The organism is Bradyrhizobium nanningense (assembly GCF_004114535.1).
Taxonomy (GTDB): domain Bacteria; phylum Pseudomonadota; class Alphaproteobacteria; order Rhizobiales; family Xanthobacteraceae; genus Bradyrhizobium; species Bradyrhizobium nanningense.
This window is the reverse complement of record NZ_LBJC01000021.1, coordinates 21,960-44,077: the sequence shown is the minus strand read 5'-3', so window position 1 is coordinate 44,077 and position 22,118 is coordinate 21,960. Positions and strand designations below refer to the sequence as shown.

At 65.2% G+C, this 22,118-nt stretch carries 23 protein-coding genes; 11 read left to right on the top strand and 12 right to left on the bottom strand.

Features of this window, described 5'->3' with window-relative positions; genetic code table 11:
• The first annotated feature begins 34 nt into the window (after nt 1–34).
• Together XH84_RS15945 and XH84_RS15940 are read left to right on the top strand one after the other, a co-directional pair.
• Nucleotides 35–409 carry an Hpt domain-containing protein gene (locus XH84_RS15945; RefSeq protein ID WP_128918207.1) on the top strand — a complete coding sequence of 125 codons (375 nt, stop codon included), beginning with the start codon at nt 35–37 and terminating at the stop codon, nt 407–409.
• A 164-nt stretch (nt 410–573) separates the two neighbouring features.
• Nucleotides 574–894, top strand: a complete 321-nt coding sequence (locus tag XH84_RS15940) for a 2Fe-2S iron-sulfur cluster-binding protein (protein ID WP_018317347.1) — start codon at nt 574–576, stop codon at nt 892–894.
• Nucleotides 895–910: 16 nt separating this feature from the next.
• Here the strand turns inward: XH84_RS15940 and XH84_RS15935 are convergent, their stop codons facing one another.
• The gene (locus tag XH84_RS15935) at nt 911–1,378 is read right to left on the bottom strand and encodes an acyl-CoA thioesterase (protein ID WP_128918203.1); all 468 of its coding nucleotides are present in this window, start codon (nt 1,376–1,378) and stop codon (nt 911–913) included.
• 181 nt (nt 1,379–1,559) lie between these two features.
• On the opposite strand from XH84_RS15935, the gene XH84_RS15930 reads away from it, so the two are divergent.
• The 3 genes from XH84_RS15930 to XH84_RS15920 all read left to right on the top strand — a co-directional run bounded on the left by XH84_RS15930 (nt 1,560) and on the right by XH84_RS15920 (nt 3,886).
• A complete protein-coding gene (locus XH84_RS15930; protein ID WP_128918202.1) occupies nt 1,560–2,588 on the top strand; it encodes an NAD(P)/FAD-dependent oxidoreductase in 1,029 nt (342 codons plus the stop codon).
• A gap of 104 nt (nt 2,589–2,692) precedes the next feature.
• On the top strand, nt 2,693–3,286 hold the full coding sequence (locus XH84_RS15925; protein ID WP_128918201.1) for a DUF2147 domain-containing protein: 594 nt from the start codon (nt 2,693–2,695) through the stop codon (nt 3,284–3,286).
• Nucleotides 3,287–3,529: 243 nt separating this feature from the next.
• A complete protein-coding gene (locus XH84_RS15920) occupies nt 3,530–3,886 on the top strand; it encodes a hypothetical protein (protein ID WP_128918200.1) in 357 nt (118 codons plus the stop codon).
• Nucleotides 3,887–3,939: 53 nt separating this feature from the next.
• Here XH84_RS15920 and XH84_RS15915 read toward each other — a convergent pair whose 3' ends face one another.
• The 7 genes from XH84_RS15915 to XH84_RS15885 all read right to left on the bottom strand — a co-directional run bounded on the left by XH84_RS15915 (nt 3,940) and on the right by XH84_RS15885 (nt 12,390).
• Nucleotides 3,940–4,209 (bottom strand): hypothetical protein, encoded by a 270-nt coding sequence (locus XH84_RS15915; RefSeq protein ID WP_164936103.1) that lies wholly within the window; start codon nt 4,207–4,209, stop codon nt 3,940–3,942.
• Nucleotides 4,210–4,393: 184 nt separating this feature from the next.
• The gene (gene garD, locus XH84_RS15910) at nt 4,394–5,935 is read right to left on the bottom strand and encodes a galactarate dehydratase (protein ID WP_128918198.1); all 1,542 of its coding nucleotides are present in this window, start codon (nt 5,933–5,935) and stop codon (nt 4,394–4,396) included.
• A 161-nt stretch (nt 5,936–6,096) separates the two neighbouring features.
• Nucleotides 6,097–7,545 (bottom strand): aldehyde dehydrogenase family protein, encoded by a 1,449-nt coding sequence (locus XH84_RS15905; RefSeq protein ID WP_128918197.1) that lies wholly within the window; start codon nt 7,543–7,545, stop codon nt 6,097–6,099.
• A gap of 18 nt (nt 7,546–7,563) precedes the next feature.
• Nucleotides 7,564–8,907 carry a glucarate dehydratase gene (gudD, locus tag XH84_RS15900; protein ID WP_128918196.1) on the bottom strand — a complete coding sequence of 448 codons (1,344 nt, stop codon included), beginning with the start codon at nt 8,905–8,907 and terminating at the stop codon, nt 7,564–7,566.
• 24 nt (nt 8,908–8,931) lie between these two features.
• Nucleotides 8,932–9,876, bottom strand: coding sequence for a 5-dehydro-4-deoxyglucarate dehydratase (kdgD, locus tag XH84_RS15895; RefSeq protein WP_128918195.1), 945 nt, complete (start codon nt 9,874–9,876; stop codon nt 8,932–8,934).
• A gap of 131 nt (nt 9,877–10,007) precedes the next feature.
• Nucleotides 10,008–10,913: a LysR family transcriptional regulator gene (locus XH84_RS15890; protein WP_128918194.1), complete on the bottom strand. Its 906-nt coding sequence runs from the start codon at nt 10,911–10,913 to the stop codon at nt 10,008–10,010.
• A 124-nt stretch (nt 10,914–11,037) separates the two neighbouring features.
• Entirely contained in the window at nt 11,038–12,390 is a 1,353-nt protein-coding gene (locus tag XH84_RS15885; RefSeq protein ID WP_164936102.1) for an MFS transporter, read from the bottom strand.
• A gap of 62 nt (nt 12,391–12,452) precedes the next feature.
• Between XH84_RS15885 and XH84_RS15880 the strand changes: the two genes are divergently transcribed.
• Complete coding sequence (locus tag XH84_RS15880; protein WP_128918192.1) at nt 12,453–12,797, top strand: hypothetical protein; 345 nt, start codon at nt 12,453–12,455, stop codon at nt 12,795–12,797.
• Nucleotides 12,798–12,859: 62 nt separating this feature from the next.
• Here the strand turns inward: XH84_RS15880 and XH84_RS15875 are convergent, their stop codons facing one another.
• Both XH84_RS15875 and XH84_RS15870 read right to left on the bottom strand, forming a co-directional pair.
• Entirely contained in the window at nt 12,860–14,809 is a 1,950-nt protein-coding gene (locus XH84_RS15875; RefSeq protein WP_128918191.1) for an SGNH/GDSL hydrolase family protein, read from the bottom strand.
• An 86-nt stretch (nt 14,810–14,895) separates the two neighbouring features.
• Complete coding sequence (locus XH84_RS15870) at nt 14,896–15,978, bottom strand: lysylphosphatidylglycerol synthase transmembrane domain-containing protein (RefSeq protein WP_128918190.1); 1,083 nt, start codon at nt 15,976–15,978, stop codon at nt 14,896–14,898.
• A gap of 427 nt (nt 15,979–16,405) precedes the next feature.
• Between XH84_RS15870 and XH84_RS15865 the strand changes: the two genes are divergently transcribed.
• Nucleotides 16,406–16,912 (top strand): YciE/YciF ferroxidase family protein, encoded by a 507-nt coding sequence (locus XH84_RS15865; protein WP_128918189.1) that lies wholly within the window; start codon nt 16,406–16,408, stop codon nt 16,910–16,912.
• Between the two features lie 140 nt (nt 16,913–17,052).
• Complete coding sequence (locus tag XH84_RS15860; RefSeq protein WP_128918188.1) at nt 17,053–18,459, top strand: MFS transporter; 1,407 nt, start codon at nt 17,053–17,055, stop codon at nt 18,457–18,459.
• A gap of 23 nt (nt 18,460–18,482) precedes the next feature.
• Here the strand turns inward: XH84_RS15860 and XH84_RS15855 are convergent, their stop codons facing one another.
• Entirely contained in the window at nt 18,483–18,917 is a 435-nt protein-coding gene (locus XH84_RS15855) for a hypothetical protein (RefSeq protein WP_128918187.1), read from the bottom strand.
• Between the two features lie 79 nt (nt 18,918–18,996).
• On the opposite strand from XH84_RS15855, the gene XH84_RS15850 reads away from it, so the two are divergent.
• Nucleotides 18,997–19,584 carry a hypothetical protein gene (locus tag XH84_RS15850; protein ID WP_128918186.1) on the top strand — a complete coding sequence of 196 codons (588 nt, stop codon included), beginning with the start codon at nt 18,997–18,999 and terminating at the stop codon, nt 19,582–19,584.
• A 65-nt stretch (nt 19,585–19,649) separates the two neighbouring features.
• Nucleotides 19,650–20,249, top strand: a complete 600-nt coding sequence (locus tag XH84_RS15845) for a YdcF family protein (RefSeq protein WP_128918185.1) — start codon at nt 19,650–19,652, stop codon at nt 20,247–20,249.
• Between the two features lie 21 nt (nt 20,250–20,270).
• Here XH84_RS15845 and XH84_RS15840 read toward each other — a convergent pair whose 3' ends face one another.
• Complete coding sequence (locus XH84_RS15840; protein WP_128918184.1) at nt 20,271–21,614, bottom strand: aminotransferase-like domain-containing protein; 1,344 nt, start codon at nt 21,612–21,614, stop codon at nt 20,271–20,273.
• Between the two features lie 187 nt (nt 21,615–21,801).
• Here XH84_RS15840 and XH84_RS15835 point away from each other — a divergent pair, with 187 nt between their 5' ends.
• Nucleotides 21,802–22,038: a DUF1127 domain-containing protein gene (locus tag XH84_RS15835; protein WP_164936101.1), complete on the top strand. Its 237-nt coding sequence runs from the start codon at nt 21,802–21,804 to the stop codon at nt 22,036–22,038.
• Nucleotides 22,039–22,118 lie beyond the last annotated feature (80 nt).

Below are 22,118 nucleotides of genomic sequence, written 5' to 3'. Positions count from 1 at the left end.
GCGGAACCGTCGCGCGATGCCGGGGCCTTTCGCCATGATGCCTGAACTGCAACGGATGGACTGGATGCCCTCGCCCCCGCTTGCACCCATCGACAGCCCGCTCGACCTCGACCATCTCTCCCGGATGACGCTCGGCGATGCCGCGCTGGAGCAGGAAGTGCTGGCCATGTTCGCCGAGCAGGCGGTCCGCCTGATGGCGGCGATGGCGGGATTGCCGGCCGAGGCCGGCGCGCTCGCCCACAAGCTCAAGGGATCGGCCCGCGGGATCGGCGCTTTTGCAGTGGCCGATGCCGCAGCAAGCCTGGAGACCGCGATCCAGATCGGTCATAACGAGCGCCACGCCTTCGCCGCGCTGAAGGAAGCGGTGACCGAGGCCCGCGCCGCTATCGAGACGATCCTGAAGTCCTGAGGCCACGCGGCCGAGCCGGACTCTAGTCTCTTGTTTTGACGCATTTTCTTGCCGCAAAGCGGGATTCACTTCGCAGCAAAACCCTATGGCGCCGGGCTGATCGACCCGTTATAGGACAGCCCGGACCCTCCTTCATTCCCAGCACCGCGGCAGCACGAGCACACATGGCCAAGATTCACTTTGTCGACCACAAGGGCGAAACCCGCACGGTGGAAATCGAGAACGGCGCAACCGTGATGGAAGCCGCGATCCGCAACAGCATTCCCGGCGTCGAGGCCGAATGCGGTGGCGCCTGCGCCTGCGCGACCTGCCATGTGTATGTCGACGAAGCCTGGCGCGAGAAGGTCGGCAGCCCGACGCCGATGGAAGAGGACATGCTCGATTTCGGCTTCGATGTGCGCCCGAATTCGCGCCTGTCCTGCCAAATCAAGGTCAGCGACGATCTCGACGGTCTCGTCGTGACGACGCCGGAACGTCAGGCCTGATCGTCCCTCGACAAGACTAACTGCTCGGCGGCGCGACCTCGATGCCGCGCTTGTGCCAGGGTCTGAATTTCTCGATCACTTCCGCGGTCAGCGGTGCCGGCCGGCGCGTCGCCTCGTCGAGCAAGACGCCGACCGACGTCGCCGAGGCGATGCATTTTCCTTCCGAGAACACGACCTGCTCGAAGGTCACGGACGTGCGTCCCAGCTTCACGACGCCGAGGCCGAGTTCGATCGCGCCCGGCCAGCGCAACTCGGCGCGAAAATGCATGTCGAGCCGCACCATGATCCAGGCGAGGCCCGGCGGCGTCAGGCCGTATTCCGGCAGCTTCATCAGCGTGACGCGGCCGGTCTCGAAATAAGTGGCGTAGACCGCGTTGTTGACGTGCTGGTTGGGATCGAGATCGCCGAAGCGGACGTTGTCGCTGAGGCGGTAGGGAAAGTCCTCCAGGCGCGGCGTCGTATCGAGGCGACTTGGTGCGTTCACCGATTGATCTCCGTCATATCCTTGCTCGTTACAGCTCAGTTATCCTGCCCCGGCAAGTGGGCGCGGCCGCGGGGCGCTCCCGCTTTTATGCCTTCCCTGATCCATCCCCGTTGGCTAGACAGGCAGGGTCACCTCGGCCCACAGGGCACCGTCCAACAGTAACGACAGACAAAGAGACGACATGAGCGACGCGATCAAAACCGATGTGCTGATTATTGGCGCCGGCCCCTGCGGTCTGTTCGCCGCCTTCGAGCTTGGCCTTCTCGACATGAAGGCGCATTTCGTCGACATCCTCGACAAGGTCGGCGGCCAGTGCGCCGAGCTCTATCCGGAAAAGCCGATCTACGACATTCCCGGCATCCCGCACGTTTCGGGGCAGGGCCTCACCGACGCGCTGATGGAGCAGATCAAGCCGTTCCATCCGACATTCCATCTCGGCGAGATGGTCGAGACCGTGGAGAAGATCGGCGATCCCATGTTTCGCTGCACCACGGATGCGGGCAAGGTGTTCGAGTGCAAGGTGTTGGTGATCGCGGCCGGCGGCGGCTCGTTCCAGCCCAAGCGTCCGCCGGTGCCGGGCATCGAGGCCTATGAAGGCACTTCGGTCCACTACGCCGTGCGCAAGATGGAAACGTTCCGCGACAAGAATGTGCTGGTCGTCGGCGGCGGCGATTCCGCGCTCGACTGGACGCTCAACCTGCATCCGATTGCCAAGCGCATCACGCTGCTACACCGGCGCGACGAGTTTCGCGCCGCGCCCCACAGCGTCGAGCAGATGCGCGCATTGGTTGCTGGCGGCAAGATGGATCTGCGGCTCGGTCAGGTCACCGCGCTCTCCGGCGACGAAGGCAAGCTCACCGGCGCCACCATCAAGGGCAACGACAACAGCATCAGTGAAATCGCCTGCGACACCATGCTGCCGTTCTTCGGACTGACCATGAAGCTCGGTCCGGTCGCGAACTGGGGCATTGCGCTGGAGAACAATCTGGTGCCGGTCGAGACATCCGCGTTCGAGACCAACGTGCCAGGTATCTTCGCGATCGGCGACATCAACACCTATCCCGGCAAGATCAAGCTGATCCTGTGCGGCTTCCACGAGGGCGCGCTGATGTCGCAAAAAGCCCATCGTTACGTCTATCCGGAGAAACGGCTCGTGTTCCAGTACACGACCTCGTCCTCCAGCCTGCAAAAGAAGCTGGGTGTCAGTTGACGCAACGGGGCGGGAAGGGATGCCCCATGTTTCTGGTGCTGGAACCGTTCGCGAAATCGCCGTAGTCTGCGGCCATTCCGGTCGTGGAATAACAAGGTGATCTAATGCGGAATTTCTCCAGCTTTCGGCTGCCCCCCCTCCTCGCGCTCGCATTGTCGCTCGCGACGGTGACGCCGTCTGCGGCGCAGACCGCCGAGCCCACGGCGGCGGGCCTGTGGCAGAAGGTCGAAGACGGCAAGACGGTCGGATGGTTTCTCTTCGTCGACCACAACGGCATCTTCGAAGGCGTGATCGCAAAGACCTTCCCGCGCCCCGGCGACGATCCGAACGAGGTCTGCAGCAAGTGCACCGATGACCGCAAGAACGCGCCGGTGCTCGGCATCTCCTTCGTCCGCAACATGAAGCGCGAAGGCTTGAAGTACGAAGGCGGCAACGTGCTCAATCCGCGCGATGGCCAGATCTGGAAGGCCAACATGAAGGTCAGTCCCGACGGCCAGACCCTGACCCTGCGCGGCTATCTCGGCATTTCGCTGCTCGGCAAGGACGAGAGCTGGACGCGCCTGCCTGACGCCAACATCGCCCAGGTCGATCCCGCCATCGTGGCAAAATATCTGCCCGCGCAGGCCGCGGCCACCAAGCCGCCGGCACCCGCGCCGAAGAGGGGTGGCGGCACGATGATGGCACCGGCGAAGCAATAGGCGCATTTCTGAAGCATCGTCTTCTCGGCCTCGGATTTTGATCCTAGGCCGCATCCGTCGAAAGACGCATGGCTTTACGCCTTGCGGCAGTAGTTCCCCGGAATGCGCGCTGGCAGCGGATTTGCATAGTTGTCGTCAGCTGCTGGGGGAACGAGTCGCCGGTGCCGCGCCTGATTCAAGGCGCGGACAACGGATGGCATTGTCGTCCCCCCGCACGGATCATTTTGATCGCGGGACGACGAGATGAAATTTTCATCATTGTGCGCAGGGACGCTGCTGGGCGTGACGGCGCTTCTGACATTCTCGGCACAGGCGCGCGACGACGGGCGCTACGCCAACTCACCGTTGAAACCCTGGTTCGAAAGCCTGCATAGCGAATTCGGTCAGTGCTGCACCGACGCCGACGGCTACGTCATTGCCGACGTCGATTGGGAGTCCGATCGCGGCCGCTACCGCGTCCGTATCGACGACGAATGGGTCGTGGTGCCCGAGGGTGCCTTGATCACCGTGCCGAACAAGATCGGGCGCACCATGGTGTGGAAGCACTATATCGACGGTCATCCGCGCGTGCGCTGCTTCATGCCGGGCAGCATGACCTGAAAACGCCGACGGCGCCCGCACCAGATGCAGGCGCCGCAGGCCATGCGAAAGGCTTAGCGCGCTTCGCTGCCCGAACCCGCGCTCGCAAGCCGCTTCACGCGCGGCGACAGCACCGAGATCTGTGCGGGCGAGGCGGGCATGCCGGCGACGATCATGGTGGGCGCGGCCGGCTGCTCCTCGACGCCGGCACCGCCGAGCACCTGCACCTGGGTCGCCGAGATCGGCAACGACTTCACTTCGTAAGAGGGAAGCTCACCGGCGAACGCGCTGGTCGAGCCCGCAATCACGGCGCTGGTGACGGCAATCATTGTGAGAACACGCATTGGAAAATCTCCATTGAAGATGTCAATCGGAGGTTTGGTCGTGACGGTGCGGGAAGAGGTTCGCTCGTGTGCGAACATTCGTGTGTCGGGACGCGAATCCATTGATTGCGTGATGCGACAGGATGAAACGATGACGACGTTTTTCGCGTCAATGTTTCCGGAGGGTTTCGCGGCGACGCTAGGCTCAGGTCACCGGCGCCGGATTGAACAGCGTGAGATCGTTGTGGATGCCCCAGCGGTCCGACCACGGCTTGGTGCGGCCGGAGGCGACATCGAGGATCAGGCGGAACAGGTCCCAGCCGCATTCCTCGATGGTCTTCTCGCCGGTGGCGATACTGCCTGAATCGAAATCGATCAGGTCTTTCCAGCGCCGTGCGAGCTCGCTGCGGGTCGCGACCTTGATCACGGGCGCCGCCGCAAGACCATAGGGCGTGCCGCGGCCGGTGGTGAACACCTGCAGCGTCATGCCGGAGGCGAGCTGCAACGTGCCGCAGATGAAGTCGGAGGCCGGCGTTGCCGCGAACAGCATGCCCTTCTGCGTCGCCTTCTCGCCGGGCGAGAGCACGCCGGTGATCGCGCTCGAGCCGGACTTGACGATCGAGCCGAGCGACTTCTCGACGATGTTGGCGAGGCCGCCCTTCTTGTTGCCGGGCGTGGTGTTGGCGCTGCGGTCGGCGCCGCCGCGGGCGAGGTAGGAATCGTACCAGGCCATCTCGCCCACCAGCGCGCGGCCGACGTCCTCGTTGATGGCGCGGCGGGTCAGGAGCTGGATGGCGTCGCGCACTTCCGTGACTTCCGAGAACATCACGGTGGCGCCGGCGCGAACCAGGAGGTCCGCGGCAAAGCCGACGGCGGGATTGGCGGTGACGCCGGAGAAGGCGTCGCTGCCGCCGCATTGCAGCCCGATGACGAGATCGGAGGCCGGGCAGGTCTCGCGCTTGCGGGTGTTGAGCACCTTCAGCCGGGCTTCGGCCTGGGTCATGATGGCATCGACGATCGCGCCGAAGCCGTCAAAGGCTTCGTCCTGCATCCGCACGATGGCATCGCTGACGCCCTCCGGCACCAGCCGCTCGGGCGCGAGCTTCTCGCAGCCGAGGCCGACGACGAGGATTTCGCCGCCGAAATTCGGATTGAGCGCGAGGTTCTGCAGCGTGCGGATCGGCACCACCGCATCGGGCGCGGTGATGGCGACGCCGCAGCCATAGGCGTGGGTGAGCGGAACGACGTCATCGACATTCGGGTACTTCGGCAACAGCTCGGCGCGGATGCGCTTGACCGCATATTCCATCGTGCCCTTGACGCATTGCACCGAGGAGGAGATGCCGAGGATGTTCTTGGTGCCGACCGAGCCGTCCGGATTGCGGTAGCCTTCGAAGGTGAAGCCTTCGAGCGGCGGCAGCGGGGCAGGGACGGCGGTGGAGATCTCGAGCTTGTCGAGGTCGGGGGCCTCCGGCATGCGAATGCGCGCCTCGTCCACCCATTCGCCGGCCAGGATCGGCGACAGCGCGTAGCCGATGATCTCGCCGTAGCGGATGATCGGCGCGCCTTCCGCGATATCGACCAGCGCCGTCTTGTGCCCCTGCGGCACGAAGGCGCGCAGCGTCAGTCCGCTGGCAAAGCGGGAGCCGGCAGGAAGTCCGAAATCATTGACCACGATCGCGACATTGTCGCGCTCGTTGAGCTTGATGTAGCGGGGCTGCTCTTTCGCTGCAACGTCTTGGTCCATGGGAGACTCCGAAGTGTAGGGTGGGTTAGCCCTGTGATTGCGCGAAGCGCAATCACTCAGCGTAACCCGCCAAGGTCTCTGTCCGCGGAGGCAGAAGAGGTGGGTTACGCCAGCGGACTGCGCTTTGCGCAGCCGCGGGCTAACCCACCCTACGATCTCCGTCAGCCCGGGAACGTATAAGCCGTCTTCACCGTCGTGTAGAACTCGCGCGCGTAGGAGCCCTGTTCGCGGGCGCCGTAGCTCGAGCCCTTCCGGCCGCCGAACGGCACGTGATAGTCGACGCCGGCGGTCGGCAGGTTGACCATCACCATGCCGGACTCGCTGTTGCGCTTATAGTGCGAGGCGTATTTCAGGCTGGTGGTGCAGATGCCGGAGGCGAGGCCGAACTCGGTGTCATTGGAGATGGCAAGGGCCTCTTCGTAATTCTTGGCGCGGATGACGGCGGCGACCGGGCCGAAGATCTCCTCGCGCGCGATGCGCATGTTGTTGTTGGCCTCGGTGAACAGCGCCGGCTGCAGGTAATGGCCGGGGTTCTCGCGCTTGAGCAGTTCGCCGCCGAAGGCGAGCTTGGCGCCCTCGTCCTGGCCGATCTTGATGTAGCGCAGGTCCTGGTCGAGCTGGCTCTGGTCGACCACGGGGCCGATATGCACGCCGGCCTTGAGCGCGTCGTCGACCGACAGGCCGTTCAGGCGCTCGGCCATCGCCGCGACGAAGCGGTCGTGGATGCCTTCGGTGACGATCAGGCGTGAGGAGGCGGTGCAGCGCTGGCCGGTCGAGAAATAGGAGCCGTTGACGGCGACCTCGACCGCGGTCTTGAGGTCGGCGTCGTCGAGCACGACCAGCGGGTTCTTGCCGCCCATCTCGAGCTGGAACTTCTTCATCGGGTTCGAGAGCACGCAGGCCTGCGCGATCTTGCGGCCGGTCTGCACCGAGCCCGTGAAGGAGATCGCGGCGACATCCGGGTGCTCGAGCAGGGTCTGGCCGACCACCGAGCCGGAGCCGACCACGAGATTGAAGACGCCGGCGGGAATGCCGGAGCGGGTGATGATTTCGGCGAGCGCGTGCCCGGAGCCGGGCACCAGCTCAGCCGGCTTGAACACTACGGTGTTGCCGTAGCAGAGCGCCGGCGCGATCTTCCAGGCGGGGATCGCGATCGGGAAATTCCAGGGCGTGATCATGCCGACGACGCCAACGGGCTCACGCGTGAGCTCGACGTCGAGGCCGGGACGGACGGAGGCGCCCTTCTCGCCGATCAGCCGCAGCGCCTCGCCGGCGCAGAACGCAAAGATCTGGCCGGCGCGGGCAACCTCGCCGATGCCTTCCGGCAGGGTCTTGCCTTCCTCGCGGGCGAGCAGGCGGCCGAGCTCTTCCTTGCGGGCGAGAATTTCGAGCGAAATCTTGTTGAGCGCGTCGAAGCGTGCCTGCGGCGTCGACTGCGCCCAGGCGGGGAAGGCGGCCTTGGCTGCGGCGATCGCCTTCTCGGTCTGCGCCTTGTCGGCCTTGGCGTATTCGCCGACGACGTCGTTGGTGTTGGAGGGGTTGATGTTCCTGGTGACGCCGGAGCCGTCGACCCATTCGCCGCCGATGAAGTTTTTAAGGATCGCAGTCATCATTTCCTCCAGAGTGTTTTACCGTACCAGGCAGGGACGCTTGTCGTCGAAGGTCCAGCCGGGGATCAGATCCTGCATGGCAATAGCGTCATCCCGGGCGCCAAGTCCATGCTGCTTGTAGAGTTCATGCGCTGCGTCGATAGCGGCCCTGTCGATTTCGATACCCAGGCCCGGCCGGTCCGGGACCGCAATCTTGCCGGCCTTGATCTGGAGCGGCTCCCTGGTCAGCGCCTGGCCGTCCTGCCAGATCCAGTGAGTGTCGATCGCGGTGACCTTGCCGGGTGCGGCGGCGCCGACATGGGTGAACATGGCCAGCGAAATGTCGAAATGGTTGTTGGAGTGCGAGCCCCAGGTCAGGCCGTTGTCGCGGCAGGTCTGGGCGACGCGCACCGAGCCCTGCATGGTCCAGAAATGGGGATCGGCCAGCGGAATGTCCACCGCACCCAGGCGCAGCGCGTGGGACAGCTGGCGCCAGTCGGTCGCGATCATGTTGGTTGCCGTGGGCAGTCCCGTGGCACGGCGGAACTCGGCCATGATCTCGCGGCCGGAGAAACCGGCCTCGGCGCCGCAGGGGTCCTCGGCATAGGCGAGGATACCATGCATGTTCTTGCAGAGGCCGACGGCTTCATCCAGCGACCAGGCGCCGTTGGGGTCGAGCGTCACGCGGGCGTTCGGGAAGCGTCTTGCGATGGCGGTGACGGCCTCGATCTCCTGCTCGCCGCGCAGCACGCCGCCCTTCAGCTTGAAGTCGGCGAAGCCGTAATGGTCGTGGGTGGCTTCGGCGAGCCGCACCACGGTCTCCGGCGTCATCGCTTCCTGGTGGCGCAGGTTGAACCATTCCGCCTTGCCGGCCTCGCCTTCCACGTAGGACAGGCGGGACTTGCGCCGATCGCCGACGAAGAAGAGATAGCCGAGTGTCTCGACGCTGCTGCGCTGCTGGCCTTCGCCGAGCAGCGCGGCGACCGGCAGCCCGAGATGCTGGCCGAGCAGATCGAGCAGAGCGGATTCCACGGCGGTGACGGCGTGGATCATGACGCGAAGATCAAACGTCTGCTTGCCGCGGCCGCCGGCATCGCGATCAGCAAAGGCGGTGCGGATGTCGGCGAGGATGTTGTTCATCGCGCCGACGGTCTTGCCGATCACGAGATCCCTGGCGTCCTGCAGCGTCTGCCAGATCTTCTGCCCGCCTGGCACCTCGCCGACGCCGGTGTGGCCGGCATTGTCGGTGAGGATGACGATGTTGCGGGTGAAGAACGGCGCATGCGCGCCGCTGAGGTTGAGGAGCATGCTGTCGCGGCCTGCGACCGGGATCACCTGCATCGATGTGACGACCGGTGCACCGGAGATGTTCGTCTCGGCCATCGCACGCTCCTCCTGTTGTGTCTATTATTCAGCAGCCTGTTGTGACGATCGGATGGCGGGCAGCTGCTTCACCAGCGCGGTCAGCTCCGCGATCTCCTGCTCGGTGAGGTCGGTGAGCGGAGGACGGACGGGGCCGGAATCGCGGCCGATCACTTTCATGCCGGCCTTGATGATCGAGACCGCGTAGCCCTTTTTGCGGTTGCGGATCGCGATCAGCGGCAGGATGAAATCCTTCAGCCCGGCCTGGATCGTCGCATGGTCGCGCTTGCGCACGGCCGCGTAGAAATTGGTAGCGAATTCCGGCACGAAGTTGAACACGGCGGAGGAATAGGTCGTCACGCCCATGTCGAGATAGGGCAGGGCGAAGGTCTCCGCGGTCGGCAGGCCGCCGACATAGGTGAGGCGGTCGCCGAGCTTGGTGTAGACGCGGGTCATCAGCTCGATGTCGCCGATGCCATCCTTGTAGCCGAAGAGGTTCGGGCAGCGCTCGGCAAGGCGGGCGAGCGTATCGGGCTGGAGGATGGCGTTGTCGCGGTTGTAGACGATGACGCCGATCTTCACGGCGGCGCAGACCGCCTCGACATGGGCGGCAAGGCCGTCCTGCTCGGAATGGGTGAGATAGGGCGGCAGCAGCAACAGGCCGTCGGCGCCGGCCTTTTCCGCACCGATCGCGATCTCGCGGGCAATGGCCGTGCCGTAACCGGTGCCGGCGAGCACCGGCACGCGGCCCTTGGTCTCCTCGACGGCAACCTTCACGACTTGCGGAACCTCGGTCGGCGTCAGCGAGAAGAACTCGCCGGTGCCGCCGGCAGCGAACAGGCCGGCGACGTCGTAGCCGCACAGCCAGTCCATGTTGGCGCGGTAAGTAGCCTCGTCGAAGGAATAGTCAGCCTTAAACGGCGTGACGGGAAAGGACAGAAGGCCGGATCCGATCTTCTTGGCCATCTCCTGTGGGGTCATCTTGCTCACGGGCGCTGTTCCCTTGGTGCGTGTTGTGGAGGACGCTGGCCTTTCGGCCTGCGCGTCCATGCGCCGTGGTTTAAGAGACCGTTCGATGCGGGTCCAAGCCAAAGCCTATATCGACCGATGCGGATTGAGCATCAATCCTCCGCCACCTCCGCGGAGGACAATTCACCGGCGATTTTGACCAGCGCCGAGAGCAGCGGATTCTCGTCGTCGCGGCGCCAGACCATGAACAGCTCGACCGGCACGCGGCCCCTCAGCTTCAGCGGCCGCAACCGCACGTCGGAGATCTTCAGGCCCGCAGCCGCGGCCGGCACGATGGCAAGGCCGAGGCCGGCGCGGACCATCGCCAGGATCGAGTGGATCTGGCTGAGATGCTGGACATAGCGCGGCAGCACGTCGGCGCGGGTGAATTGCGCCACCAGCAGATCGTGAAAGTAGCGGCTCTCATAGGGCGAGTACATCACGAAGGGCTGGTCGTCGAAATCCTTGATGGTGATGCTGTCGACATTCGCCAGCGGGTGCTTCTTCGGGATCGCGGCGAGCAGGGGCTCGGCGACGACGCGGCGGCTGGCGAGCTCGGGCCGCGCGATCGGCGGCCGCAGCAGGCCGGCGTCGATCTGGCCCGAGGTGAGCGCCTCGAACTGGTCGCCCGACACCATCTCCTTCAGCGAGAAATCGACCTCGGGCAGCTTGGCGCGGCAGGCGGCGACGAGCTCGGGCAGGAAGCCGTAAGCGGCGGCTGCCGTGAAGCCGATCTTCAACGAGCCGATCTTGCCGAGCGCGATGCGGCGGGCGACTTGCGAGGCGCTTTCCGCAAGCTTGAGGATGCGACGCGCCTCGGGCAGGAAGCTGCGCCCGGCCGGGGTGAGGCGGACCGAGCGGCTGGTGCGTTCCAAGAGCGGCGCATCGATGATGTGCTCGAGCACCTGGATCTGCCGGGACAACGGCGGCTGAGTCATGTTCAGCCGCGCGGCGGCGCGGCCGAAATGCAATTCCTCCGCCACCGTGACGAAACAGCGGAGCTGGTTGAGGTCGAACATCGATACATGCCTTAGATGAATAAGGCGTTTCCCCGGCACTTCTAGCATCGATCACCCCCAAAACAAAGACGGCGGCTTTTGAGGGCCGCCGTTGAGTTGCCTGGTCAAGCTCCCATGGGAGCGCTCAGGAGGAACGTTTGAGCGTCACCCGCTCGATCTTGCCGACGATGACTAGGTAGGCGAACGCCGCCACCAGCGCGTTGAGGCCGACGAACAGCAGCGCGCCGTTGAACGAGCCGCTCGCGGCCAGGATGTAGCCGATCACGATCGGGGTGGTGATCGAGGAGAGGTTGCCGAAGGTGTTGAACAGGCCGCCGGAGACGCCGCCGGCCTCCTTCGGCGAGGTGTCGGAGACCACCGCCCAGCCGAGCGCACCGATGCCCTTGCCGAAGAAGGCGAGCGCCATGAAGCCGACCACCAGCGCCTGTCCGTCGACATAGTTGCAGGCGATGATCGACATCGACAGCAGCATGCCGCCGACGATCGGGATCTTGCGCGCCATGGTCAGCGAGCCGGTCCTGCGCAGGATCGCGTCCGAGATGATGCCGCCGAGCACGCCGCCGATGAAGCCGCACAGCGCCGGCAGCGTTGCGACGAAGCCGGCTTGCAGGATCGACAGGCCGCGCTCCTTGACGAGATAGACCGGGAACCAGGTCAGGAAGAAATAGGTCAGCGTGTTGATGCAGTACTGGCCGAGATAGACGCCGAGCATCATGCGGTTGGAGAGCAGCTGGCGGATGTGGTCCCATCCGGAGCCGGCCTCGGCCGCACGCGCGCGCGGCAGATCGTTCTTGGGCGCGTCGAGATCGACCAGCGCGCCGCCTTCCCTGATGTAATCGAACTCGGCCTCGTTGATCGAAGGATGCTCCTTCGGGCCGTAGATGGTCTTGAGCCAGACGAAGCCCATGACGATGCCGAGCGCACCCATCACGAAGAACACGAAGCGCCAGCCGTAAGCGTGCGCGATCCAGCCCATCAGCGGCGCGAAGATCACGGTCGCGAAATACTGCCCCGAATTGAAGAAGGCCGAGGCAGTGCCGCGCTCGTTGCCCGGAAACCACGCCGCGACGATGCGGGCATTGGCGGGAAAGGACGGTGCTTCCGCGATGCCGACCAGGAGGCGGAGCGCGAACAGCACGACGACGGCAGCGCCGGCGCTGAGGAAGCCGACCCAGCCCTGCATCAGCGTGAACAGCGACCAGATGATGATGCTGAAAGCATAGACGAGGCGCGAGCCGTAGCGGTCGAGCAGCCAGCCGCCCGGCACCTGCGCCACGACATAGGACCAGCCGAACGCCGAGAAGATCCAGCCCATGGCGACGGGATCGAGATGCAGCTCCTTGGAGAGCGCGGGACCTGCGATCGACAGCGTGGCGCGGTCGGCATAATTCACTGTCGTGACCAGGAACAACATGGTCACGATGAGCAGCCTGACGCGAGACCTCCTCACGTCCGCTGCGGACACCACTGCGCTCATCAGGCGCCTCCTTAAAACTCGAACATTTCCTCAAGGCGACTCCTAGAGGCGAGCGCGGCGAAGTGTCCAAGTTCAAGGCAGTATCGATCGATGCCGTTTTTGGATTGATGGAACGGCGGGTGAGGGGAACGATGCTGGTGCGACGAGATCGTGCGAGCGATGGTGATGCGCAAGACAATGCCGCGCACTCCGCTGTCATTCCCCGCGAAGGCGGGGAATCCAGTACGCCGCGGCATCTCGATTCAATCACTGCTGCCACGGAGTACTGGATCGCCCGGTCAAGCCGGGCGACGACAGCGAGAGTGTGGAAAGTGCGAACCCAAGCTCGTCATTGCGAGCGCAGCGACTTGTCCGCCGAAGCCTTCGGCGAAGGCGGAAGCAATCCAGGAATCCATCTGCGGAAATAGTCTGGATTGCTTCGTCGCAAGCGCTCCTTGCAATGACGCGAGGAGAGAGCTCGCGCTTGCTTCTACTGCTGCGCGCTTGGCAACAGCTGCGGCAGCAGTCCCCGCGTCACGCCCGGCGGTACGGCGTCCAGCCCGAGCACCGCGCTCGCGGCCGGCAGTGCGGCATCCGCCATCGCGGCATGGCCCTCCGCGCTCGGATGCACCGCGCCGCCATAGACGGCGGAGAGCACGCCCCAGGTCGCGTCGTGGATGTCGGTCGGCTGGCTCGCCGCCGGTAGCCCTTGCGGATAGGTCATCGCGGAAAAATAGCTGTCATTGGCGTCGCGGATCCAGCGCCCGCGGGGCAGGTAGGCGCGATATTCCGAGGCGCCGCGGCCGCACAGCATCGGCTGGCTCGCTGCGCTCACGATATCAGGATTGAAGCTCTGGCCATTCTCGGCAAAGCAGCTGCGGTCGAATTCTGGATCGTTGCCGGAATGCGCGCAGAAGCCGTGATCGGCAAACGCGGCCTGGTGCGCATCGACGAAGGTCATGCGGTCGGCTTCGGGATCACGGCACAGCGCGCCGCGGGTGCAGGTGGCGAGCCCCTTCAGCTGCGGCAAGAACTCGGTGTCGACGAAGGTCGAGACGCGGGCAAGCCGCTGCGGGTCGGCATTGAAGGCCGGATGGATGTCGAACCCGGCGCGGCCGCCACGGCAGGGCACGCCGCCATCGGCGAGCGCGGGATTGGCGTAGGAGACATAGACGACGTGCGAGAGGTCGCCGCCGACCAGCGGCTTCAGTGCCTCGCGCAGCTTGACGAAGTTCTGCGGCAGCTCGCGGGCCAGCGCATCGCGGGAATCATCGACGCTCGCCATCACGCCGGAGCGGCGGAACAGCGCCCGCTCGGTCGCGGTGTCGACGATCACGTCGGCGACGAGGCCGGAGAAATAGACGTCGTTGGCGCCGACCGAGAGCAGCACGAGGTCGAGCGTGCGGTCGGGCTGGCGCTTCTTCGCCGCGGTAAGGGCCTCGCGCAACTCGGCGACCTGGGCGGTCACACTGGTGTTGCAGACGCCGGTCTTGCCGGGGGGGCATTCGCGGGCGCGCTGCGAGCCGAGCAGCCCGTCGCCGATGCTGGCGCCGGTGCAGGCGAGCGGCAGATAGGTCACCGCGATGTGGGTGTAGCGGACCGCAAGCGCGAGCGCGGTCCGCGTCTGGTAGCTGTAGAGCGAGCGGTGGCAGGGCGAGTTGAACCAGAGCGCGCCGTAGCGCTGCCAGTTCGCGAGCGTGTCGGGCGCCTCGCAAGCGCGGCCGCCCTTGAAGCCGTGGCGGCTCGGCCGGTAGTACTGCGCGCCGGCGGTACCGAGATAGGAGCGGAAGCAGAAACCTTCGTCGGACAGTGCCAGCGGCCGGTCCGGATTGCCCTCGCCCGAGGCGATGCTGTCCCCGAGGCCGGCAACGAAGATGTCGCGGACCTGGATCTCGGTCTGGACCCGCTGGGTCGGATCGGAGCCGGAGGAGACATCAACGGTCGCGACCGTCTGCTTGCCATAGCGGACGCGCAAGTTGATCGGCTCGGCGCAGTCGAAGGTCGATTGTTGCGGGCCGTCGCCGTCGTCGAACGACCAGGCGCAGGTGGCGCCGACAGGCACGGCGCCGACGAGACGTACGGTGATGGGATGATCAATCGGGGTGAGGTAATTTTCCTTGGTGTTGTCGCGGGTGCAGGGCTGGTTGACGCGGCCCTGAAGGTCGATGCAGAGGCGGTTGACCATATTGCGAGCCCAGCCGCGGCCTTCGCTCTGGAGCTCGAGCGATTGTTCTGCGGCCAGGATGCTGCGGTTACGCGCATTCTCGACATGGAGCAGGAAGTCGCGCTCCTCACGGAACAGCCGGAAGCGGTTACGCACCTCCCAACTGATCTGCAGGCCCGCGTCCTGCGCGGCGGCGCGCTCGGCCGGCAAAACGGTCAAAAGCCCGGCCAGCAGCAGGGCGCCGGCGGAGAGGGTACGAAGGAATACAGGGATCATGGCCCGCGTCTTCAACGGCAAAGTTGAGGCGGAAATAAGAGAGGATTGCTCTTCCGTCCGCAACCCTTTGGTCCGGGCTGCCTGTTTCAGCGCTTATTGGCCTGCCGCAGCAACCGCTCGCGCTCCATCGGCGTCACCTGCTTGGGTAAATTGGCCTGCGCGCACGCCTCTGCCAGCCGCCGCCGCTCCTGCCAGGGCTCGACCACGTTCATCCAGAGCTCGCGCGTGCCCATGATGGAGATGGCGAGGCCAAACGGGATCACAAAATAGAGGATGCGGAACACCAGAAGCGTCGCCAGAAGCTGCTCGCGGCCGAATTCGGGCAGCGCCAGCAGCATGGCGGCATCGAACACGCCGATCGAGCCGGGGGCATGACTGGCGAAGCCGAGCAGCGTCGCCAGGATGAACACCACGGCAAGCGACATGAAGTCGATCGGCGGATTGGCCGGCATCAAGAGGTACATCGCCGTGGCGCAGAAGCCGAGATCAACCACCCCGATCAGGATTTGAACCAGTGTCAGCGGCGCCGACGGTAGCACCACCTTCCAGCCCTTCTGGCCAAGCTCGCGTCGCTTTTCGCCCAGGCAGAGCCACACCAGATACGCGCCGATCGAGGCGAGGCCGCCGAGTGCGATCAGCCGGTTGATCGACGAGGGGAGCTGATCCATCGAGGAGGCGGCATCCGGATGGATGGCCATGCCGATCGAGAGCACGAAGATGTTACCGAGCCAGAAGGTCAGGCCCGACAGGAAGCAGATCTTGGCGACGTCGATTGCGTTCAGCCCGTAGTCCGAATAGATCCGGAAGCGGATCGCGCCGCCGGTGAACACGGTGGCGCCGATGTTGTGGCCGATCGAATAGGACGTGAAGCTGGAGAGCGCCGCGATGCGATAGGGCACCTGCTTCTTGCCGATCGTTCGCAGTGCAAAAAAATCGTAGAAGGTCAGCGTACAGAACGCGAAGAGGACGCAGATCGCCGCCATCCCGATGCTCCCGCGGGGAATCTCGGTTAGCGCGGTCAGGATGACCCCGGTATCGATGCCCTTGAGGGTCCGCACCAGCGTGGTGATCGCGAAGGCGATGATGAAGACGCTCGCGGCAATGCCGAGGCGTCGCCAGCCGATCCATCTCTTGAAGCCGCGCTTCAACGCGGTCAGCAGTCCGTACATTCATCCTCCCGGCGGGGGGCAAGACCGACCGAGCCAGGCATTGGCCAGTCGGGTACCAATCATGGCCAAAGGCAGGCATCGATCGCTAGGCATGATCCAGCTCATTTAAGGCAAAAACAGCGGCTTGTGCAGCCCTTGACAACAATAGGTTCTGCGTCGGACCGGCCACTTTTGTCATACGCGGTTCACATCGGAGGCGCGTTAAGCATATGAGTCGTGAAACCGGCCCGGCTCGTGTGTTCATATGTGCCCATGATTTCGGATCCCGACGCCGTCCGCATTGTTCCAGCGCAAGTCGTACGGGTCTTTTTGGAACGTCGATGCCGTGCGCTCGTTGGGCCCCATCAGCAACCGAACATGGCGGAATAAGCGGCTTTTCGTGCAAGCCGCTGCCTTCGTGTTCCAGAAACCGAAAGAGGACGGAACGATGGGACTGTTCACAAAAGACATCAAGACCATGAACGACCTGTTCGTGCACCAGCTCCAGGACATCTATTACGCCGAGCAGCAGCTGACCAAGGCGCTTCCGAAGATGGCAAGCAAGGCCACTGATCCGCAGCTGAAACAGGGCTTTTTGACGCACCTTCAGGAAACCAAGCAGCACGTCACGCGGCTCGAGGAAGTGTTCAAGATGCACGGCGTTGCCGTGAAGGCGGTCGACTGCCCGGCGATCGACGGCATCATCGAGGAAGCCGACGAGACCGCCGGCGAGGTCGCCGACAAGGCGGTGCTCGATGCCGCGCTGATCAACGCGGCGCAGGCCGCCGAACATTACGAGATCGTCCGTTATGGCAGCCTGATCGCCTGGGCCAAGCAACTCGGCCGCAACGACTGCGCCGCCGTGCTGGCCAAGACGCTCGAGGAGGAAAAGGCGACCGACAAGAAGCTAACGACCCTCGCCGAGAGCAAGGTGAACCTGCGCGCGGCGAGCTAAGCGCAAGCTGAACCGGCAGGGCGCCGCGCGGTCACTCCGCGCGGCGCTTGCATGCCTTGCGTCATCATTCGGTCGTTATCGAAACATGGCGTGGCGGTGAGAGCGTATGTTTCGCACGGGGCTGCAACCGAGGTGGCAGCATGCGAGCGAGCACCATCAGATATGAAACTCTCGACGGCAGGGCCGGCACGTCGCGCACCTCGTCGTCTCTTGCAACCTCTCTCACGCTGGCCGCAATGAGCCTCGGCTATGGCGTGGTGCAGCTCGACGTCACCATCGTCAACACCGCACTCGATGCGATGGGCAGGACGCTCGGCGGCGGCGTCGCCGAGTTGCAATGGGTGGTCAGCGCCTACACCATCGCGTTTGCCGCCTTCATCCTGACGGCCGGCGCGCTCGGCGACCGCATCGGCGCCAAGCGTATCTTCATGGCGGGGTTCGCCATCTTCACCGCGGCCTCGCTCGCCTGCGCGCTGTCGCCTAATGCGACCGTGCTGATCGGCGCGCGGCTGGTCCAGGGGCTGGCGGCAGCGATTCTGGTGCCGAATTCGCTCGCGCTGCTCAATCATGCCTATGCGGACGACCGCGCGCGCGGCCGCGCCGTTGCGGTCTGGGCTGCCGGAGCGAGCCTTGCGCTCACGGCTGGCCCCTTCGTCGGCGGCGCGCTGATCACGCTGGTCGGCTGGCGCGCGATCTTTCTGGTCAATCTGCCGATCGGGCTCGCCGGCTTGTGGCTGAGCTGGCGCTACGCCCGCGAGACCACGCGGGCGCGCTCGCGCGAGATCGATCTGCCCGGCCAGCTTGCCGCGATCGGCGCGCTGGGGGCGCTGGCCGGCGCCATTATCGAAGGCGGAGCGCTGGGCTGGGGACATCCGGCCGTGATCGCAGGCTTTGTCGGCGCCGCAATTCTCGCTGCGCTCTTTATTTTGCGCGAGAGGCGCGCGGCGCAGCCGATGCTGCCGTTGTCGCTGTTTGGCCACAGGCTGTTCGCGCTGACCTCGCTGGTCGGCCTGCTCGTCAACATCGCGATCTACGGCCTGATCTTCGTGCTCAGCCTGTACTTCCAGCGGATCAACGGGCTGTCGGCGTGGTGGACCGGGCTCGCCTTCGTGCCGATGATGGGGGCGGTGCTGCCGATCAACCTGCTGGCGCCACGCCTCGCCGAGCGCATCGGCGCGTGTCCGACCATCGTCGTCGGGGCCTGCGTGTCGGCGCTCGGCTGTCTCGGTCTGCTGTGGATCGCGCCGGACACAAGCTATTGGATGATTTGCGCGCAGATGATCGCGATCTGCGGCGGACTTGGGCTGCTGGTTCCGCCGCTGACCTCGACCTTGCTGGGCAGTGTCGAAAGAGCGCGCTCCGGCATCGCGGCAGGCGTCCTGAACGCGACGCGGCAGACCGGTAGCGTTGTTGCGCTGTTCGGCTCGCTCGTGGCCGCGCAGGACGCCTTCATGGCGGGATTGCATCTGTCGCTCGTCATCTCCGCGCTGGTCTTGTTGCTGGGCGCAGCGGTGATCGGCTTCGGTGCGCGCGAAAGTAGGCCGTGAGCGACTTGCGCTCAGCGCAAAGGTCAGCCGCGGCGCAGTGCGAAATGGGCGCCGCAAAATGCCATGACGGCGCCGAGGCACAGCGCGGCGAGCCCAGCCAGTACGCCCGAGACGGTCGGGATCGGACTCGGCGCGGAAGCCACCTGACCCGCCCCCGCGAGCAGCAGCACACCGACCGCGATCAGGAACTGGCGCATCCGCTGCGAGATCTGGCCGGACACGGCGCTCTGCATCAATGTCGCGGTGAAATAGCCGCCGGAGAATCCGACCGTGGCAATCAGCCACCAGGCGATTGCCGCGCCCGCGGGGATGAACTCGGCCGCGTCGGAACGCCAGAGCGCGCCGAGGTCGAGCCCGTAGCGCGCGCCCAGCATGTGCACCGCGAGCGCCAGCAGCACGCCGGCGATCATTGCGGCGCCGAGAATCAGACGGCGCGGAAAAAAGGTCGTCTCAACCATGCCTCGCTTGTAGGATGGGCGAGGGCGATCGCGCAAGCCGATCGCCGCGGGGTTTTCGTGGACGGGATCGATTGCGGCAATGCAGGGTTCGGAAGCCGAGGCCGCGTCAGTCACCAGCTATGCCTACAAGGCGTCGCTGATCGGCTCGGCGCATCGCTTTGCGCTGACGGAGGACGGGCTGTCCTGGCACATCGGCGGCCGGTCCGCCCTGTGGCCTTATGACGAGATCAGCGCGATCCGGCTCTCGTTCCGCCCGGTGTCGATGCAGCAGCACCGCTTCCGCGCCGATGTCACGCACACTGGCGGTCGCCGCATCGCGATCCTGTCGACGAGCTGGCAGACCGCGGCGCTGATGGCGCCGCAGGACAACGGCTTTCGCGCGTTCATTGTCGAATTGCATGCACGGATGGCGAAAGCGGGTAGCCGCGCCGTACTGACCTCGGGACTCGGCCGCACCGCCTATGCGACGGTGCTCGCATTCCTTGCGGTGCTGACGGTGGCGATGGCGGGCCTGTTGATCCGCGCGCTCGTGATCGGCGAATTCGCCGGCGCGCTGTTCATCCTCGGCTTTGCCGCGCTGTTCGCCTGGCAGGTCGGCGGCTTCGTGCGGCGCAACCAGCCGCGCTCCTATACCCTGGCGCATCTGCCGGAAGCGTTGCTGCCGTAGCTTTGCAACCGGCCGCAATCAAACGTGACTTCGCAGCCGCGCGCTGCCGCTGCATCGTGCAGGCCATGTCAACCAGGGATGATGGTGCTCGTCTGCCGACCGCGGACGAGATCGCCGAGATCAACCACACGCATCTGATCGAGACGCCGCTCGTGCCGGCCGATCTGTTGTTCATGTTCGGGAGCCGAGAGGATGTCGCGTTGCGGGCCGATACCGCAGCAAAGCTGTGGCGCGAGGGCTATTTCCGGTGGGCGATTGTCAGCGGCGGGGTGACGCCTGGCTCGGAGCAATCCGAGTGCACGCTCATCAAGGCGGCGATGATTGCGGCGGGCATTCCGGCGGAACTTGTCCTCGAGGAGCACCGTGCGATGAACACCGGGGAGAACGTGATCTTCTCGCTGCCGATCATCGATGCGGCGCTCGGCCTTGCCAACATCCGCAGCGTGATCTGTCTCGGCAACACCTGGACCGCGCGGCGCTACCCGATGACGCTGCATCGGCACTGGCCGGAGGTCGAGAAAATACTGATCACCGTCGACAGCTTCGCGACGCCGCGCGCACTCTGGCACACCGATGCCGAATTCCGCCGCCGCATGCTGCATGAATGGGACAAGATCGAGCCGTACAAGGCGAAAGGCTTCATTGCTGAATGGCCGGAGGCCTGAACAGCACGAGGTTTCGCAACGCTACTCCGTGGAATCAAAATCCTCTTCCTTGGTGCCGAGCAGCGACACGATCGTGCGCAGGCCGGAATCGAGCTGCTCGAACGAGGGCGGGGCGAGTGCGAGGCGCACCGCGTTCGGTGCATGGCCATGGGCGATCGCGAAGGTGGAGGACGGCGTCAGCGCGATGCCGCGCCGGGCCGCAGCCGCGACGAAAGTCTGCGAGCGCCAATGCGGCGGCAGCGTCAGCCACAGATGGTAGGAGCGCGGATCGGCGGCGAGCTGGTAGCCGGCGAGCAACCTTGCCGCGGTCTGCTGACGGCGCGCGGCATCGATGCGTTTCAGGCGCGTGAGCTCGGCGACGGTGCCGTCGGCCATCAGTCTTTGCCCGGCCGCAAGCGCATGGCCGGAGGCGATCCAGCCGCCGGTGCGGACCGCGCTCATCACGCTCTCGCGCAGTTGCGGCGGCGCCACGAGGATGCCGAGTGCGACGCCGGGCGCGACCTTCTTGGACAGGCTGTCGACCACGATACAGCGGTCCGGCCCGAGCGCGGCCAGCGGCGTGTCGTCGGCGAGGAAGCCGTACACGGTATCCTCGATGATGGTAAGGTTGAGCTTTTCGGCGACGCGCATGATGTCGGCGCGTCGCGTCGCGTTCATGGTGACGCCGAGCGGGTTCTGGATGATGGGCTGCAGATACAGCGCCGACAGATGCGCCTCGCGATGCGCCTTCTGGATCGCATCGGGCCGTGCGCCGAATTCGTCCATCGGAATCGGGACCAGCGTGATGCCGAGCCGCGCCGCGATGCTCTTGACGTAAGGATAGGTCAGCGCCTCGACCCCGCAGCGTCCGCCGGTAGGAACGAGCGCCGCGAGCGCGGCCGCGAGCGATTGCTTGCCGTTGGCCGTGAAGACGATCTGCTCGGCCTGCGGTGCGAAATCCTTGCGCGCGAGATAGGCGGCGGCTGCATTGCGCACGCTCTTGGTGCCGGTGCTGGTCGAGACGCGGAGCGCCGATTCGAGCGCATCGACGCGCTCGAGCCCGGCAAGGCTCTTGGCGATCATCGCCCATTGCTGCGGCAGCAGCGGGTAATTGACCTCGAAATCGATCCGCGCGTCGCGCGGCTCGCTCAGTGCCTCGACCTCGCGCCTGATGTCGCCGGAAATGAACGTGCCGCGGCCGACCTCGCCGACCACGAGGCCGCGGCGAAGCAATTCCGTATAAACCCGGCTCGCGGTCGAGACCGCAATGCCACGGTCATAGGCAAAATTGCGCTGCGGCGGCAGCCGGTCACCGGGTCTTAACGTGCCGTTAGAGATGTCTGCGGCAATGGCATCGGCAAGCTTCACGTACTCGAACTTGGACATTATTGCACCGAGAGCAATGTTTTACTTGCTCCGAGCAGTGTACTGAAGCATTTAAGGTCCATCAAGGCCCGCGATTGAGCCGAGGAGAGCGAGAGCAATCCGACGGCAAATGAGGTGCAGACGCCCACAAGCGTCCGCGGCAATGGCATCTGCTTCGCCGCGCGGAACGACAGGCCGGAGAAGAAAAATGACCACGATCTCGCAAACTGCCGGGCAGAGTTTAGGCCCATCCTCCTCGAGCGGATTTTTTGCAACGCTCGCCCACGCCGCCTATGCGCTGTTCGACCGCCTGGAGCGCCGCTCCGCCGTCAAGACGCTGAGCGAGCTGGACGACCGCGCCCTGCGCGACATCGGGATCACGCGCAGCCAGATCGAGGACGCGGTCTACGGACAGGTCAAGACCGAGCTGACGCGGTATCTGTAAAGCGTTTGAGCTGTGTCCCGGACGCGCTGCAACGCCCTTCGCGTTGCGGCGGCAGAGCCGGGACCCAGCAGGCCGCACGA

Excerpts from the sequence above, each read along its gene's own strand:
- XH84_RS15945 (WP_128918207.1), top strand. The coding sequence starts at position 35 with ATGATGCCTGAACTGCAACGGATGGACTGGATGCCCTCGCCCCCGCTT.
- XH84_RS15940 (WP_018317347.1), top strand. The coding sequence starts at position 574 with ATGGCCAAGATTCACTTTGTCGACCACAAGGGCGAAACCCGCACGGTG.
- XH84_RS15930 (WP_128918202.1), top strand. The coding sequence starts at position 1,560 with ATGAGCGACGCGATCAAAACCGATGTGCTGATTATTGGCGCCGGCCCC.
- XH84_RS15925 (WP_128918201.1), top strand. The coding sequence starts at position 2,693 with ATGCGGAATTTCTCCAGCTTTCGGCTGCCCCCCCTCCTCGCGCTCGCA.
- XH84_RS15920 (WP_128918200.1), top strand. The coding sequence starts at position 3,530 with ATGAAATTTTCATCATTGTGCGCAGGGACGCTGCTGGGCGTGACGGCG.
- XH84_RS15915 (WP_164936103.1), bottom strand. The coding sequence starts at position 4,209 with ATGCGTGTTCTCACAATGATTGCCGTCACCAGCGCCGTGATTGCGGGC.
- garD (WP_128918198.1), bottom strand. The coding sequence starts at position 5,935 with ATGGACCAAGACGTTGCAGCGAAAGAGCAGCCCCGCTACATCAAGCTC.
- XH84_RS15905 (WP_128918197.1), bottom strand. The coding sequence starts at position 7,545 with ATGACTGCGATCCTTAAAAACTTCATCGGCGGCGAATGGGTCGACGGC.
- gudD (WP_128918196.1), bottom strand. The coding sequence starts at position 8,907 with ATGGCCGAGACGAACATCTCCGGTGCACCGGTCGTCACATCGATGCAG.
- XH84_RS15890 (WP_128918194.1), bottom strand. The coding sequence starts at position 10,913 with ATGTTCGACCTCAACCAGCTCCGCTGTTTCGTCACGGTGGCGGAGGAA.
- XH84_RS15885 (WP_164936102.1), bottom strand. The coding sequence starts at position 12,390 with ATGAGCGCAGTGGTGTCCGCAGCGGACGTGAGGAGGTCTCGCGTCAGG.
- XH84_RS15875 (WP_128918191.1), bottom strand. The coding sequence starts at position 14,809 with ATGATCCCTGTATTCCTTCGTACCCTCTCCGCCGGCGCCCTGCTGCTG.
- XH84_RS15870 (WP_128918190.1), bottom strand. The coding sequence starts at position 15,978 with ATGTACGGACTGCTGACCGCGTTGAAGCGCGGCTTCAAGAGATGGATC.
- XH84_RS15865 (WP_128918189.1), top strand. The coding sequence starts at position 16,406 with ATGGGACTGTTCACAAAAGACATCAAGACCATGAACGACCTGTTCGTG.
- XH84_RS15860 (WP_128918188.1), top strand. The coding sequence starts at position 17,053 with ATGCGAGCGAGCACCATCAGATATGAAACTCTCGACGGCAGGGCCGGC.
- XH84_RS15855 (WP_128918187.1), bottom strand. The coding sequence starts at position 18,917 with ATGGTTGAGACGACCTTTTTTCCGCGCCGTCTGATTCTCGGCGCCGCA.
- XH84_RS15850 (WP_128918186.1), top strand. The coding sequence starts at position 18,997 with ATGCAGGGTTCGGAAGCCGAGGCCGCGTCAGTCACCAGCTATGCCTAC.
- XH84_RS15845 (WP_128918185.1), top strand. The coding sequence starts at position 19,650 with ATGTCAACCAGGGATGATGGTGCTCGTCTGCCGACCGCGGACGAGATC.
- XH84_RS15840 (WP_128918184.1), bottom strand. The coding sequence starts at position 21,614 with ATGTCCAAGTTCGAGTACGTGAAGCTTGCCGATGCCATTGCCGCAGAC.
- XH84_RS15835 (WP_164936101.1), top strand. The coding sequence starts at position 21,802 with ATGACCACGATCTCGCAAACTGCCGGGCAGAGTTTAGGCCCATCCTCC.